This is a genomic window from Tardiphaga sp., assembly GCF_044340795.1.
Taxonomy (GTDB): Bacteria; Pseudomonadota; Alphaproteobacteria; order Rhizobiales; family Xanthobacteraceae; genus Tardiphaga.
In genome coordinates, this window is sequence record NZ_JBIISY010000160.1 from 1 (window position 1) to 14,303 (window position 14,303).

General features: G+C 64.2%; 13 protein-coding genes and 1 pseudogene. 12 read left to right on the forward strand and 2 right to left on the reverse strand.

Going from position 1 to position 14,303, the window contains the following annotated elements; translation table 11 throughout:
- From ACIQ17_RS22310 to ACIQ17_RS22320, 3 genes are all read left to right on the forward strand, one after another.
- Positions 1 to 489: ATP-binding protein (locus ACIQ17_RS22310; protein WP_398471344.1), on the forward strand; the 489-nt coding region annotated here is incomplete at its 5' end.
- Positions 490 to 585: 96 nt separating this feature from the next.
- Positions 586 to 1,059: an RT0821/Lpp0805 family surface protein gene (locus tag ACIQ17_RS22315; protein WP_398471345.1), complete on the forward strand. Its 474-nt coding sequence runs from the start codon at positions 586 to 588 to the stop codon at positions 1,057 to 1,059.
- A 99-nt stretch (positions 1,060 to 1,158) separates the two neighbouring features.
- Positions 1,159 to 2,538 (forward strand): hypothetical protein, encoded by a 1,380-nt coding sequence (locus tag ACIQ17_RS22320; protein WP_398471346.1) that lies wholly within the window; start codon positions 1,159 to 1,161, stop codon positions 2,536 to 2,538.
- A 78-nt stretch (positions 2,539 to 2,616) separates the two neighbouring features.
- On the opposite strand, the gene ACIQ17_RS22325 is transcribed toward ACIQ17_RS22320, so the two are convergent.
- Entirely contained in the window at positions 2,617 to 3,609 is a 993-nt protein-coding gene (locus ACIQ17_RS22325) for an acyl-CoA desaturase (protein WP_398471348.1), read from the reverse strand.
- Between the two features lie 339 nt (positions 3,610 to 3,948).
- Between ACIQ17_RS22325 and ACIQ17_RS22330 the strand changes: the two genes are divergently transcribed.
- The 5 genes from ACIQ17_RS22330 (at position 3,949) to ACIQ17_RS22350 (ending at position 10,828) form a co-directional block, all read left to right on the forward strand.
- The gene (locus ACIQ17_RS22330) at positions 3,949 to 4,623 is read left to right on the forward strand and encodes a response regulator transcription factor (protein ID WP_398471349.1); all 675 of its coding nucleotides are present in this window, start codon (positions 3,949 to 3,951) and stop codon (positions 4,621 to 4,623) included.
- Positions 4,623 to 5,966 (forward strand): sensor histidine kinase, encoded by a 1,344-nt coding sequence (locus tag ACIQ17_RS22335; RefSeq protein ID WP_398471350.1) that lies wholly within the window; start codon positions 4,623 to 4,625, stop codon positions 5,964 to 5,966. Before ACIQ17_RS22330 ends, ACIQ17_RS22335 begins: the two co-directional genes overlap by 1 nt.
- A gap of 187 nt (positions 5,967 to 6,153) precedes the next feature.
- On the forward strand, positions 6,154 to 6,447 hold the full coding sequence (locus ACIQ17_RS22340; RefSeq protein ID WP_398471351.1) for a hypothetical protein: 294 nt from the start codon (positions 6,154 to 6,156) through the stop codon (positions 6,445 to 6,447).
- Positions 6,448 to 6,480: 33 nt separating this feature from the next.
- Positions 6,481 to 7,704, forward strand: a complete 1,224-nt coding sequence (locus tag ACIQ17_RS22345; RefSeq protein WP_398471352.1) for an efflux RND transporter periplasmic adaptor subunit — start codon at positions 6,481 to 6,483, stop codon at positions 7,702 to 7,704.
- Positions 7,705 to 7,744: 40 nt separating this feature from the next.
- Positions 7,745 to 10,828 (forward strand): efflux RND transporter permease subunit, encoded by a 3,084-nt coding sequence (locus ACIQ17_RS22350; protein WP_398471353.1) that lies wholly within the window; start codon positions 7,745 to 7,747, stop codon positions 10,826 to 10,828.
- A gap of 79 nt (positions 10,829 to 10,907) precedes the next feature.
- Here ACIQ17_RS22350 and ACIQ17_RS22355 read toward each other — a convergent pair whose 3' ends face one another.
- A complete protein-coding gene (locus tag ACIQ17_RS22355; RefSeq protein WP_398471354.1) occupies positions 10,908 to 11,168 on the reverse strand; it encodes a hypothetical protein in 261 nt (86 codons plus the stop codon).
- 57 nt (positions 11,169 to 11,225) lie between these two features.
- On the opposite strand from ACIQ17_RS22355, the gene ACIQ17_RS22360 reads away from it, so the two are divergent.
- The 4 genes and pseudogenes from ACIQ17_RS22360 to ACIQ17_RS22375 all read left to right on the forward strand — a co-directional run.
- Positions 11,226 to 11,417: a hypothetical protein gene (locus tag ACIQ17_RS22360; RefSeq protein ID WP_398471355.1), complete on the forward strand. Its 192-nt coding sequence runs from the start codon at positions 11,226 to 11,228 to the stop codon at positions 11,415 to 11,417.
- A gap of 160 nt (positions 11,418 to 11,577) precedes the next feature.
- Positions 11,578 to 11,691 (forward strand): annotated as a pseudogene (locus ACIQ17_RS22365) (IS5/IS1182 family transposase); the annotation flags it as partial.
- A gap of 196 nt (positions 11,692 to 11,887) precedes the next feature.
- Positions 11,888 to 12,787: a helix-turn-helix transcriptional regulator gene (locus ACIQ17_RS22370; protein WP_398471356.1), complete on the forward strand. Its 900-nt coding sequence runs from the start codon at positions 11,888 to 11,890 to the stop codon at positions 12,785 to 12,787.
- 127 nt (positions 12,788 to 12,914) lie between these two features.
- Positions 12,915 to 14,303, forward strand: a 1,389-nt coding sequence (locus ACIQ17_RS22375; protein WP_398471357.1) for a TonB-dependent siderophore receptor, incomplete at its 3' end; no start/stop codon positions are given.

Consider the following 14,303-nt stretch of genomic DNA (forward strand, 5'->3'; position numbering starts at 1 on the left):
GAACGCGCGCGGATTGCGTCGCGGGTCACCATCATCGGCACCGTCACCGAAGTGACGCCGGCGCTGGAGGCGCTGTGCCGGACCATGGAGAAGATCCATCGCGGCTGCGACATCGAGCTGAAGTCCGATGGCGCCGCCAAATTCCGCGGCGAGAAGCAGGATCTCGAGGAGATGGTCGGCAATCTCGTCGACAATGCCTGCAAATGGGCCGACCACCATGTCAGCATCGCGGTCGAGGTGGAGCGGGCAGGGACGGGCGATCCGTCGCCCAAGCTGCGCATCGTGGTGGACGATGACGGCCGGGGCCTGTCCGATGACGAACGGGCGCAGGTTGCCCGCCGCGGCCAGCGGCTGGACGAGACCAAGCCGGGCTCCGGCCTCGGCCTGTCCATCGTGGTGGACCTCGCCGCGCTCTATGGCGGCAGCCTGACCCTAGGCCAGGCGCCGATCGGCGGGTTGCGGGCGGAGCTGGTGCTGCCGGGGGTCTAGGTTCCACATCCGGCGCCCTGATCCCGCCCGAATTATCCCGTTCGTAACCACTTTGGCGTTTGGTGATCGCCAGTATTGCGTGCGAGGTTCCCGTCCATGTCCAGGTTCAACATGCTCTGTGTTGCCGCGCTTGCGCTGGCGCTGGGTGGTTGTGACATGACGACCTCGGACGGCAGCATGAGCCTCGGCACCGACACGATCGCGCGGGCCTATGCCAGCACCAAATCGGCCGTCGGCCTGTCGGAAGAGGCGGCCGCCGCGGCCGTCACCAATGCCGCCCTCAGCGGCATGATCGGCAGCAGGCTCGGCGCCCGGCTCAATGACGAGGATCGCCGGCTGGCCTATGAGGCCCAGCTCACCGCCCTCGACCGCGGCGCGCCCGGTGCGCCGGTGCCGTGGCGCAACGAGCTGAGCGGGCGCTACGGCAATATCGTGGCCGGCCCGGTCTACAGCCAGAAGGGCCAGCAATGCCGCGGCTTTTCCCACACGATTACCGTGAATGGCGACATCAGCTCGGCCCGCGGCACCGCCTGCAAGAGCCCGGAAGGGGCGTGGGCTGCGGCCGCATAGGTTGTGGTCCTCAACCGCTTTTTAACGACGGTGCTGCTACAAAGTCCGGTGGCCGCTTTCGGTCTTGAACCCGCCGGCGAGTGCTGATTTCTGGGCCTTATGAACAAGACCTCCATCGATCGTCTCCGGGACTATCTCGCGCAGCTGCCTGAGCAGTCGCAGATGCTCCTGCTGCGCGAATATGAGCGCGCGATCGAACGCGGCGAGGACGTCAAGGTCGCGCATTTCGTGCTGGATATCTTGCGCGGCGTCATGCGCGGGCATGTCGACGCGGTGCGGCCGCGGGTCGAGGATCCCTCGCGCCTGGTGTTCAAGTCGCTGGAGCCGTTCCTGGTGGATGGCGTGGCTGCGGTGCGCCCGGGGCAGATCCGCCGGCCGTCGCTGCTGCCGGTCTGGCAGTGGCTGGAGCGCGATGCAGCCGATGCGGTGCAGGAGTTCGAAGCGGCGATCGCGGCCGCGGCCGACAATGCCGCCACCATCGAACGCGCGGTGAAGAAATTCCAGCAGGCGGCGGCCGGCGCCATCGCCCATGTCCTGGCGGGCAACGGCGGCAGCCGCTCGGCGCGGATCGGGCCGACCCACGCCGTCGAGGATCTGCCGGCCATCGGCGCGGCGCTGAAGGCGCGCGAGCAGCTGGATGCCTTCGCCGGCAAGCTGCCCGGCGTGTTGCGCAGCTTCAGCGATGCCCATGTCTCCACCGTCGGCGCCGCACTCAATACGCCCGCCTTGACGACGCCGCAGGTGCTGCCATTTGCGCTGTCGCTGGTGATGCAACGGCTGGCTTCGCCCTGGCAGATCATCCGCCTTGCGGTGAAGATCGCCGCCTCCGACGACGAAATCCGCGTGGCTGCGACGCCCTATGGCGTGTCCGTGACCATGGCGCTGGCCGACCTCCACAATGTCGCCGCCAACCTGCGCGCGGACATCCGGCGCGGCCAGCTCGACAGCGCCCCCGAACTGCTCAAGATCGCCCATGACGGCGTGCGCGGTCTGCGCACCGAACTCGACATGCGCAATGACAGCGCCTGGGGGCGCCAGATGGCGGCGATCCGGGTGGAGATCTCCTCGACGCTGCAGTCGGAAATCGAGAGCGTGCCGGGCCGCGTGCGTCGCCTGTTGCGGCAGCGCCCGGACAAGGAGATCGCGCCGACCGCGACCATCGATCCGTCCGAGGTCGAGGAAGTCGTGGCGCTGATCAATTTCGTTGCGGTATGCCGCACCTTTGCCAGCGAACTGGCGATCAACGAAGTGACGCTGCGGACCTATTCGGACCTGCAGCAATATGTCGAGAAATCCACCGAGGCGCTGGTGCAGTCGCTGCGCGCCGGCGATGCGCGCGTGCGCTCCTATCGACAGATGCAGGCGAAGACCGCAATCCGCTTCTGCCACGTCCTGTTCGGCCAGGAATACGCCGCCCTGATGACCCGCGCCGCCGAGCAGGCGATGGTGGTGGTCGACAAGCCGAAGAAGGCGGGCTGACCGGCTGCGGCCGCACGGACCGCGCACCGTCGTCGCCGTGCTTCATTCTTCCATCGCGATCTGCAGGCGTTCAGACGATCAAGTCTGTGAGCCGGTCTGCCGGATGGCGCCCGGGGTCTCCTGCACGGCCCGCGGCAATGCGACGTCCCATGCCAGGCCGACTTTCTCGAGCAGGCGGATGGTGAGGTAAGTGGTGTCCACCTCCCACCAGCGGCGACCGTGGCGCGCCGAGCGCTGGTCGGCGTGATGGTTGTTGTGCCAGCCTTCGCCATGGGCCAGCAGGCCGATGAAGACGTTGTTGCGGCTGTCATCGTCGGTGGTGAAATTGCGGTAGCCCCACACATGGGTCACGGAATTCACGGCCCAGGTCTGGTGCCAGACGAAGACCGTGCGCACGAACACGCCCCAGACGATGAAACTCACCGCGATGGGGATGGCGCCGAGGATTGAGCCCGTTTGCAGCAGGCCGACGACGAGGCCGGCCAGAAAGAAGACGTTGAGCTGGATCAGCAGGATCCGCAGCTGCCAGAAATTGCGCTCCAGCCTGACGTAGAACGGATCGCGCAACACGTCCCGCGCATAGCGTTCATAGATGCCGAGCCGTGCCAGTTCCGGATTCTTCACCAGCAGCCAGCCCACATGCGCCCACAGGAACCCGGCCAGGGGACTGTGTGGGTCGGGCCGGTCGTCGGAGGTTTCGTGATGGCGACGATGCACCGCGACCCAGCGCGCAGGCGTGTCCTCAGCGCAGCAAATCGCGATCACGACGAAGCTGTGTTCGAGCCACTTCGGACACGCAAAACCGCGATGGGTCAGCAATCGGTGATAGCCGATATTGATCCCCAAGAGGCCGAACAGCCGCGCAGCGACGATGGCGACGATCACGGCGGTCCAGTTGAAGAACTGCGGCAGCAAGGCCAGCAAGGCGAGCGCGTGGACGCCACCGATGACCGACGCGTTGACCCAGTCGATCCGGTAGGGCTGAACCCCATCTGGCAGAGCGAGAAGCGGCTTCGCGAAGGTGGTGCGGGAGGGAAGAACCGCGGTGGCGTAGTGTTTTGAGTCTGGCACGCTACCCCAGTTCCGATCGCAGTCGAGCGATCCACTTTCGAATCCGACTCCGCTTTACGCGCCAAATCAGCATACGGCTACAAGCAAGCGTTACCGTTTTCGCTTGGAGCGCTTGAAGCAAACAACGAAGCGACGCCTGCTGCAGCGGAACACAGTTGTCAAAGCGGTTTGCGGCCCAGGGAACAGCGACGGGCCGGTTGACCGCGTCGCAATGTCGCTCCCGATACGGTGCCTGCGTGCAATGCCGCGGACCGCGTTCTGGAACACGGCCCGATGCCGCAATGTTCCTGCAATCGACGTCCATCACAATGGCCCGCGCTTGTAGGTGGCGAGGTATCGATGCGTCTGTTGTTGGTTGAGGACGAGCCGGAGATGGCGGCAGCGCTGACGTCCGCGTTGCAGCGGCACGACGCGATCGTCGATCACGTGCCGACGCTGGATATCGCCAAAACGGCCGTCCGGGACGGGGCGCATGACGTCATCCTGCTCGACCGGCAATTGCCGGACGGCGACGGCATCGATCTGATCCGGCATCTGCGCGCGCACAATTCGCAAGTTCCTGTCATCGTCATCACCGCGCGCGGCTCGCTGCCGGAACGGATCGGCGGCCTCGATCATGGCGCCGACGATTACATCACTAAGCCTTTCGCGATCGACGAACTGCTCGCGCGCATCCGGGCGGTGCTGCGGCGTCCGGCCGAGCGGCGGCCGCTGCATGTGCGCGTCGGCGAACTCGCCTTCGATCTCGATGGCCGCGAAGCGAGCGTCGCCGGGACCGTCATCGATTTGCCCAGGCGCGAGCTGCTCGTGCTGGAGGCCTTGATACGTCGCCACGGGCGCACGGTGCTGCGCAGTGCGATCGAGGAGGCCGTCTACAATTACGACGACGCGATCCAGTCCAATTCACTGGATTCTCATATTTCCAGGTTGCGCAAGAAGCTCAGCGAGGCTGGCGCCGGAGTCGAGATCCACGGCATTCGCGGTGTCGGATATCTACTGCGGCCCATCGCGTGATGGCAGGCAGCAAACCGCGCTCCCTCCGCCGAAGACTGATCGTCCAACTGCTGCTGCTGCAAGCCGCAGTGTTGATCGTCGTCGCCACCGCCTTCATCGTCTATGTGGCGCAGGCGGTCGGAAACGGCACATTGTCGGATCCGGGCTTCACCGAAACGGTCGCGCGCGCACTGGTTCGGAACGAAGACGGCAGCGTCCAACTGACGGAGACCAAGGAGCTCAAGGAGCTCCGCGCGACCATTCCAGATCTCTGGTTTGTCGCACGCGTCAGTTCAGGAGAAATCGTGCGGGAAGGGCAGGTGCCGGCGATCTATGAAGCGATTGCAGGGCGGCTCGATCGCATCAGTTTTGCCGATATTCGCGACACCGGATCGTCGCATGAGATTCTGGCCATCGTGAGAAACGTGTCCGGTCCGACGGGTAACGTCACGGTGCTCGGCCGCGGCAAGCTGGTCAGCATGACCTATGCGGTTTTCTTTCTGGCCAATCTTCTGGTCGTGCCGATCATGGTGCTGCTGACGATCATCACGGCGGTCACCATTCCCATGATCGTGGGCCGTACGTTCAAGCGGCTGGCAAATGTCGCCCGGGAAGCCAAGACGATCGATATCGACCGACGGGGATATCGCCTCCCGGTGTCCGATGTGCCTTCGGAAATCCTGCCGATGGTCGACGCGATCAACGGCGCGCTGGGACGGCTCGACGACGGCTATGAGCGACAACGCCGCTTCATCCTCGACGCCGCGCACGAGCTCAGGACGCCGATCGCGATCCTGCAGACCCGCATCGCGGCGATGCCTGTCGATGACTACAAGACCAAATTGCAGACTGACACCGCGCGGATCGCCGGCCTCGCGGAACAATTGCTGGACATGCATCGCATCGGGCGTGACGACATGCCGTTCCGTCACATTGATCTGGCTCAGCTGTGCCGCGGCGCCGTTGCCGATCTGGCACCGCTTGCCATCGCCGCGGGTTACGAACTTTCCCTGGAAGAGCCGGGCCGTCCTGTCATCGTCAACGGCGACTCCGGATCGCTCGAGCGCATCGTGACGAACCTCATCCAGAATTCCATCGAGCATGGCGGCGGACGCGGACGCATCGCGCTTGTCGTGACAAATGACGGCGCCATCGAGGTGGCAGATGACGGTCCCGGTGTTCCCGACGCCGAGCGTGAGAACATCTTCGCGCCGTTCCATCGCCTGCACCCGCGCGCCGGCGGCGCCGGACTTGGCCTCAGCCTCGCGCGCGAGATCGCCATTCGTCATGGTGGCCATCTCGCCGTTGTCGATCATCCCGGCGGCGGCGCCTGCTTCCGGCTCACGCTGCCGCTCGCGCACTGATACGTTCTCGAAAATCGTATCCTTCCGCAATCCACACAATGCAGGCGCAATGTAGGGATGGCACGCTTCTCTCCGTTGCTCGACCGCGAAGTACATTTCGGTGCGGTCGTTGCGTCGGGCCGTCGATGGAGAGATCATGAAGGCAACTGGAGCGAGGCTGACTGTCACGTCGGCCGGAGACCGGATCATGATGGGTCTGTTCATCGCGGCGACAGTCAACTTGCTGGCGATCGCGGCCTATCCGTTGATGGATGTACGCACGTCGGCGGCCTTCGAACAACATGATCGCTCGGTCGATGCGACTGGCGGAGCCGTTCAAGGGCATCCGGAGCGAAGTGCTCAAGCGATGCCGCTTCCCTGTCAGCAGGAGCGCGTCGGCGATCGACGTGCACGCGGCTGCAAGGAACTGTTGCGATGGCAGCAGAATCAACTGCGCCAGGATCCGGACTTTCGCCCCGTGGGCGCCTCCTTTGTTGATTAGCGTTGTGTGATGTCCGGGAACGAAGCGAAGCTGATGAAGACCATTCGAATGATTGCTGCCATCGTGCTTGTCGCGGCAGCACAGACTGCTGTGATCCCGCACCGGGCCGAGGCCGAGCCCGTGAAGGCAGAGGCGGTCGTGCCCGTCGTCAGCGTGACGACCGCGACTGTTCGCGAGATCGCGGACGATCTCGTCGTCACCGGAACGCTGGTGCCTCGCGACGAGATTCTCGTGACGCCGGAAATCGAGGGGCATCGGGTGACCGAGGTCCTTGTCGAGGAAGGCGCGCGTGTCATGCGCGGGCAGGTGCTTGCCCGGCTGTCGCGGGACCTCGTCGATCGCCAGATCGCGCAGCAGAAGGCGAATATCGACAAGGCCGCTGCCGCGGTGCCGCAAGCCGAGAACAGTATCGCCCAATCCGAAGCCGCGGAGACCGAGGCCCGGCTCGGTTTCGAACGCGCCAGGCAACTCATGCAGACCGGCAACGCCACGGCGGTGGTGCTGGAGACGCGGACATCGGCGCTCCGGCAGGCCGAAGGACGGACGGCATTCGCCCGCAACGGTCTGGTGAGCGCCAAGGCCGATCTGGAGCAGGCCAAGGCGCTGGGTGATGAATTGCAGCTTCGGCTGGCGCGGACCGACATCCGTGCGCCGGAAGACGGCATCGTCAGCCGCCGAACGGCGCGTGTCGGCATGTCCGCGTCGGCCTCAGCCGAGCCGCTGTTCCGGCTGATCGCCCGCGGCGAAATCGAACTGGAAGGGGACGTGATCGAGACAAAGCTCCCGATGCTGCGCGAGGGACGTCCGGCCTGGATCGAACTCGGCGACGGCGAGCGGGTGAAGGGCCGTGTCCGTGTGGTCTATCCGGAGGTCGATCGGACGACGCGTCTTGGCAAGGTGCGCATCAAGCTCGACCCGCATGTGGCGCTGCGCATCGGCTCTTTCGCCAAGGGCGGCATCGAGGTCGAGCGCAAACGCGGCGTCACCATTCCTCAGACCGCGGTCCTCTATGGCGACACCGGTCATGTCAGCGTTCTCGTTGTCTCCGCAGGCGTCGTGAAATTCCGCCAGGTGCGCATCGGTCTTGCGGACAATGACAACGTCCAGATCCGTGAAGGTCTGTCCGAGGGCGAAGCCGTGGTTCTGCGCGCGGGAAGTTTTTTGCGCGATGGCGATCGCGTCCGCGCCATCCACGCCAAGCGAACGTCGACCGCCGCGATGAGCGATCCGGACGGTTCGGAGCGCCTGGCGCAATAGTCACGCCGTCCATCGGCATCATTGAACACAAGGGGGCCACGTGCGCCTGAATGTATCCGCCTGGGCCATCCGCAGCCCGATCGCGCCCGTGATCCTGTTTCTGGTACTCGCCGTGCTCGGCGCTGCCAGCTTCCGGAGCCTGGCGGTGACGCGCATGCCGAATATCGATCTGCCGATCGTCTCGGTCGCCATTACCCAATCGGGCGCGGCGCCGGAGGAATTGCAGACCCAGGTGACGAAATGGGTCGAAGACTCCATCGCAGGCATCCGCGGCGTCAAGCATATCACCTCCACCATTTCGGAAGGGGCGTCGGTCTCGACCATCGAGTTCCGGCTTGAAGTGGATGTCGATCGCGCGCTCAACGACGTGAAGGATGCGGTCTCGCGCATTCGCGTCAATCTTCCGCGCACGATCGAGGAGCCGATCATCAGCCGCGTGGATATCGCGGGGCTTCCGATCATGGTCTATGCGGTCAAGGCGCCAGCGATGACGGCTGCCGACCTGTCGTGGCTGGTCGAGGACAAGATCGCGCGCAGCCTGCAGGCGGTGCGCGGAGTGGGCGGGGTCGAGCGTGTCGGCGGATCGGCGCGCGAGGTGCGGGTAACACTTCAGCCGGACCGCCTGCAGGCGCTCGGCGTCACCGCGGCCGATGTCAATGCGCAATTGCGCATCACCGCCGCCGATATGGCCGGCGGACGCGGCGAGGTGGGCGGCCGCGAACAGTCGATCCGCACGCTGGCTGCGGCAAGCTCCATCGCGGACCTGAAGGCGACGTCGATTGTCGTATCGGGTGGCCGCAAGGTGCGGCTCGACGAACTGGCCGAGGTCACCGATACGGTCGAGGAGGCGCGCACCTTCGCGCGCTTCAACGGCGAGCCCGTGGTGGCCTTTTCGGTGTCGCGCAGCAGCGGCGCCAGCGATGCGGAGGTTGCCGCCGGCGTGGAGAAACGGATCACCGAGCTGCAGGCCACTTATCCGGACCTCGTATTCGAGGCGATCGATTCATCGGTGTCGGCAACCATCGGCAGTTATCATTCTGCCATGCACACGCTGTTCGAGGGCGCGGCGCTGGCAGTTCTGGTCGTGTTCCTGTTCCTGAAAGACTGGCGCGCGACGGTCATTGCCGCCATTGCCCTGCCGCTCTCGATCATCCCGACCTTCGGGGCCATGCATCTGCTCGGCTTCACGCTCAATGGCGTCAGCCTGCTCGCCATTACGCTGGTGACCGGAATTCTTGTCGACGACGCGATCGTCGAGATCGAGAATATCGATCGCCATATCCGGATGGGCAAGTCGCCCTATCGCGCGGCGCTGGAAGGCGCCGATGAAATCGGCCTTGCGGTGATTGCGATCACGGCCGCGCTGATCGCAGTGTTCGCGCCGGTGTCGTTCATGCCCGGCATCGCCGGTCGCTATTTCGTCCAGTTCGGCCTGACCATCGCCATCTCGGTGTTCGTGTCGCTGCTGGTGGCCCGCTTCGTGACGCCGGTGCTCGCGGCGTATTTCCTGCGGCCGACAACGCATGTCGAGAAGCGCGAGGGGCGCCTGATGCGCGCCTATATGAAGGTGATCGGCTGGACGGTCCGCCATCGGGGGACAACGCTCGCTGTGGGACTGGGGCTCTTCGCGGCCTCGCTGGCATCGACCGTGCTGCTGCCGTCAGGCTTCGTGCCACGGCAGGATGATGCCCGAACCTTGTTCATGGTCGAACTTGCGCCGGGCGCCACGTTGTCCGAGACATCCGTGGTGACCGATCGCATCGTCGCACGAATCCGGTCGCTGCCCGAGGTGAAGTCGGTCTTCGTCGACGGCGGACGGCATCTCGGCAAGAAAGACACCCGGCTTGCTGCCTTCACCATCAATCTGACGCCGAAGAACGAGCGATCGCTGAAACAGTCGGCCGTCGAAACCGAGATTGCGGCGCTGATGGCGCGGGAGCCGGATATCCGCTCCTGGAAGGTAGGTGAGGGCGGCCAGCGCGACATGGCCCTGATCGTGAGTGGCCCGGACACGGCGACGGTGACCGACGTCGCCAGCCGCCTGCAGCGCGATATCGCCGCGATCCCGAATCTGGTCGCGGTGATGTCCACCGCGCCGCTGAACAGGACGGAGGTCAGGATCCGCCCCAAGGAAGGCGTGGCTGCCGATCTCGGCGTCTCGACCAGTGTCATCGCCGACACCGTCAGAGTCGCGACCATCGGCGACGTCGGCATCAATCTGGCCAAGTTCAATGCGGGCGATCGCCAGATCCCGATCCGGGTGCAACTCCCGCAAAGCGAGCGGAGATCAGTCGCCCAGCTGGAGAACCTGAAAATCCCGACCAGGAATGGCGCGGCTGTTCCGCTGGCATCGGTCGCCGATATCGCGCTCAATCAGGGGCCGGGGGTGATCGAGCATTATGACCGTGCGGTCCGGGTCGCGGTTGAAGCCAATATGGATGGCACCGACGCCCTGGGCTCGCTGATCGCCCAGGCGATGGCCACGCCGACGGCGCGCAATCTTCCGCCCGGCGTGACGATCCGGCAGACCGGCGATGCCGAGATCATGACCGAGGTCTTCGACGGGTTCGTGCTGGCCATGGGGGCTGGCATCCTGATGGTCTATGCCGTGCTCGTCTTGCTGTTCGGGTCGTTCCTGCAGCCGATCACGATCCTGTCCTCGCTGCCGCTGTCGCTCGGCGGCGTGATCCTCGGGCTCTTGCTCTTCAACATGCCGATCTCGATGCCGGTGGTGATCGGCGTGCTGATGCTGATGGGACTGGTGACGAAGAACGCGATCATGCTGGTGGATTTTGCGGTCGAAGCCATGGCGAAGGGCGTTGCCCCTGCTGCCGCCATCGTCGAGGCCGGCCGCAATCGCGCGCGTCCGATCATCATGACGACCATCGCCATGGCAGCCGGCATGGTGCCGTCGGCCATGGCGTTCGGCGTCGGCGGTGAATTCCGCGCGCCGATGGCCGTGGCCGTGATCGGCGGACTGATCGTCTCCACGCTGCTGTCGCTGATCTTCGTGCCGGCGATGTTCTTGCTGATGAATGGTGTGGGTGCCGCGCTCGCGCGTGTTTTCGGACGCTTCATCGGTCCGCGCGACGAACCGCCGGCGTCGCTGGAGATCCGCGGTTAGAGGGAAGCGGGTGGATCGATGCGCATTAGGCCGTGAACCCATAAACTAGCGACGGCCGAAATGACTGAAGTGCGGACATTCAGCTTCTTGGCAGAACCGGCGCGGCTATGGACGACATGGCGCCGAGTTGGGGCGACCGGAAGCCCATTGATGCCCATGCCAGCATGAGCTTGACCATGAACTTTCCCGAGAAGCTGTCGTAGTTCGGGACGTCGTCTTTCAGAGTAACGCCTTGGGGGCGTTGCTTAACCATCGTCCTTGTCTGCAGGGCTGGTGCCTCAGCAACGAACCGGTCTGTGTAGATACTAAGCCAGAAACCCTTCGTGTAATCGAGGAACATGGCACTGTTGCAGCAGGTCGCGATCACACGTCGCGTAGGGCTGTCAGGATTGCGACGGTGCTCACGCAGAAAATCCTGGCCCTGCATCATCTTTACGCGATCCTTCCGGAAAAGCACGGCGAAGGTTCCTCCATCATCACCGACGAGCTTTGGGGCATCCGGAAGTTGTTCGATGTCATGCCCGGCAGCCTGGCAGTCCGAACAAAAGCAAGCCGAACTCACTATCGGGCGACCAACAGCAGAGATTGAGACTTTCTCACACCGACACGCGATTACCCATTTATGCATTTGGTTGTCTCCGTTGCCTTCACTCAGACATGACGAGCGGCATCAGTGAATTCCGACAGCGACAGGTACGAAAATCAAGGTCTGCCCGGAGAAGGTGACACCACCGGCGCTTATCTTTGCGCGTGAGCGCAACCTCATCGAGCGGTTCTTTTCCAAGCTGAAGCATTTCCGACGTGTCGCTACGCGCTATGACAAACTGGCCGCGAACTTCCTTGGCATGGTCCAGCTCGCGTCAATGCGACTGTGTCTGCGATCTTATGAGTCTACGACCTGGATTGTCGCGACCGCACGCGCTGAGGTCTCGGCGGTGAATGACAGGGTCTGGCGTGGGGCGGATCGCAACCTTCGAAAAATAGAGCCATTCTAATTCGGTGGCGTCCGTATCATGTCGTTTTCGTCTAGTGTCGCTCTTCACCAAGCCGAGCGGGGACATGGCACAAAGGACAGCGACAATCGCCCAAGCGGGCGAGAGCATCAATCGACCGGAGTCTCGCCAATACCTGAAGCTGTTCGCTGGTGATCTGATCATCTCGTCGGGAATCAATGAACTGGGGGCGAAGTCGTCTGGTGCAGGCCCGTTGAAGCGCGGCCTCAAAGTGGTGGTCGTCCTCAGCGGACGCGAGCAGATCGAGCTCGAAGGGCACCCGCTGGTCGAGATCAGCGGCCCACAGTCCTGCGTCATCCTGAACGAGCACGACAGCAACAGCGTCCGCTGGATCGCGGGCGATATGCCGCTGCATTTTGTCATCATCCAGGTCGCATATTCCCTTGCGCTCGATGCGCTCGGAATCGATCTCGCCGCGGTGAAGCGGCAACGCGAGCAGGCCGAGAAACCGCTGCTGCATGTTGCCAAGGGCGATCAGGTGCTGCAATCGCTGGCGTCGCAGATCGTCACCTGTCCGATGCGTGGGACGATGCGCAACATGTATCTGGCCGGCAAGAGCTTCGAGCTGGTCGCCGCCGCGCTGGACCCGATGCTTCGGCAGCCGGAGCGCGAGGAGCAGCCGTTCTCGGCGGCCGACCTGCAGCGTGTCCACGCCGCCTATGACCGGCTTATCGCCGATGCCGACGAGCCGCCATCGCTGGCCGAACTGGCGCGCGATGTCGGCCTCAGCGCGTCCAAGCTGACCATTGGCTTTCGCCGCGCTTTCGGGACGACTGTATTCGGCGTGCTGCAGGATCACCGGTTGCAGGAGGCGCATCGCATGCTGGCGAGCGGCGAGGTGACGGTGTCGGAAGCGGCCTATCGGGTCGGCTATTCACCCGCCCATTTCACCACGATCTTTCGCCAGCGCTTCGGCGTGTCGCCGAGCAAGCTGCGCAAGTCCTGATGCGGAAACTAAAACGATCCCAAACTGGATCGAAAGAAACTGCGCGAATATCGAAAGTCACGTCGATTGCGAAAGCATGCGCCAAACTGAATAACGCCTCTGAAGTCATTTGGGGGCGGGGATTATCATGACGTGCACATTTTCTGCAGCGGTTCGCAGCGCATCGCGACCGGTCTGCGTGTCGCTGGGCTTGCTTTTCATGTCGGGAAGCTCGTTCCACGCCATTGCGCAAACCGCGCGCCCGAGCGATCCGCCCGCAGCAAGTGCGTCGCAACTGCCGCCCGTGGTGGTGAGTTCGCCCGCCCAGCGCGCCGGCCGGACCGCGCGCAGTGCGCGCCCGTCCGGCGCCGCGCGGCGGGCCGCGACCCGCGCAGCTCCCCAGCGTGCGCCAGCCGCAGCCGTTCCGAGCACCGTGTCGGCCCGCGAGACGGCGACCAGCCCCGTGCCTGGCTATGTGGCCGAGCAGAGCGCCACCGGCACCAAGACCGACACCAAACTGATTGAGAATCCGCAGTCGGTCTCCGTGGTCGGCCAAGACCAGATCGACCAGCAAGGCTCGCTCACCGTTGCGGAATCGCTGCGCTACACCGCAGGCGTGCTCGCCGGCTCGCGTCCGGGCAATCGCTTCGATGACGTCTTCATCCGCGGCTTCGGTGGCTTCGGCTTTACGGCGGGCTATGCCCAGTTCCTCGACGGACTGAAGATGCAGCGTGGCATTTCCTACGCCGTGCCGAATATCGATGCCTATGGCCTCGAGCGCGTCGAGGTCATCAAGGGGCCGGCTTCGGTGCTGTATGGCCAGACCAATCCCGGCGGCCTCATCAACATGGTGAGCAAGCGCCCGCTCGATCGCGGCTTCTATGGCGAGGTCGAGGCGCTGGCCGGCAATTATGATCGCATCCAGTCGGCCTTCGACATCGGCGGACGCATCGACAAGGAAGGGCAGCTGCTCTACCGCATCACCGGTCTCGGCATGCAATCGAACACCTCGGTGGATTTCACCCAGCAGCAGCGCGTCTTTATCGCGCCGTCGCTGACCTGGAAGCCGACCGACGACACCAGGATCACCTTCCTCAATCATTACCAGAACGATCCGAAGAGTTTTCAGCCGAACTATCTGCCGGCGCAGGGCCTGATGCCGGGCATCGGCGGCGTGCCGGCCAATCCCTATGGCCGGTTGCCGACCAGCTTCTATGTCGGCGACCCCTCCCATGACAGCTATCGCCGTGAATGGTATTCGAGCGGCTATGAGCTCGAACATCGTTTCGACAGCGTCTGGACCGTGCGCCAGAATTTTCGCTATCAGCACCTGAACAGCGAGTTCTACGCGATCCCCGCCAATCCAGGCTATACGAGCGCGGCCAATCCGAACCAGATCCAGCGCGCCAAGACCTCGGTGGTCGAGGATTTCGGCGGCGCTGTCGTCGACAACCAGGCCGAGGCGAAATTCCGCACCGGCTTCATCGACCACAAGATGCTGTTCGGCGTCGACTACCAGCACAGCAGCGCGCACCGG